General features: G+C 53.2%; 1 protein-coding gene. It reads right to left on the bottom strand.

What is annotated here, in order from left to right:
- A partial coding sequence (locus DMB68_RS23140) for a Calx-beta domain-containing protein (protein ID WP_196783721.1) occupies positions 1-880 on the bottom strand: 880 nt, incomplete at both ends.

Genomic DNA, 880 nt, shown 5'->3' with positions numbered 1-880 from the left:
CTGTTCCTGCAAAGCCTAAGCTTACCACTGTATCGGTAGTCGTAGCCGTGCTCAGTGTAGCGGTGATTGTAGCGGTGCCTGCCGCGTTCTCTGCGATTGTTGTCGTTCCGCTCAGGGTTACCGTTGGAGTGGTCTCGTCATCAGTGATTGTAACGATTGCCTGAGTTGTACTGCCTGCCGTAGCGCCTGTAACATTCGTGATATCGACAATTACTGTTTCGTTTCCTTCGTACAGCGCATCATCGGTCGGATCAATAGTGATCGTTCCGGTCAGCTGCCCTGCCGGGATGGTGATCGTAGTATTGCTTGCTGCATAATCTCCTGCTGATGCTGTTCCTGCAAAGCCTAAGCTTACTACCGTAGCGGTAGTCGTAGCCGTGCTCAGCGTAGCGGTGATCGTAGCCGTGCCTGCTGCGTTCTCGACGATTGTTGTCGTTCCGCTCAGGGTTACCGTTGGGGTGGTCTCGTCATCAGTGATCGTAACGATAGCCTGAGTCGTACTGCCTGCCGTAGCTCCTGTAACATTCGTGATATCGACAATTACTGTTTCGTTTCCTTCGTACAGCGCATCATCGGCCGGATCAATAGTGATCGTTCCGGTCAATTGGCCTGCCGGTATCGTAATGGTAGTATTGCTTGCCGCATAATCTCCTGCTGATGCTGTTCCTGCAAAGCCTAAGCTTACCACCGTATCGGTAGTCGTAGCCGTGCTCAGTGTAGCGGTGATCGTAGCCGTTCCAGCTGCGTTCTCTGCGATTGTTGTCGTTCCGCTCAGGGTTACCGTTGGGGTGGTCTCGTCATCAGTGATCGTTACCGTGGCCTGCTGAACGCCGTTTTCTGTAGCGCCATTGCCTCCGGTTACTCCTGTGATGTCGATGAT

The sequence above is a fragment of the Flavobacterium hydrophilum genome (genome assembly GCF_003202405.1).
Classification (GTDB): Bacteria; Bacteroidota; Bacteroidia; order Flavobacteriales; family Flavobacteriaceae; genus Flavobacterium; species Flavobacterium hydrophilum.
Note: the sequence above shows the minus strand (reverse complement) of the source record. Positions and strands in the feature narration are given on the sequence as shown.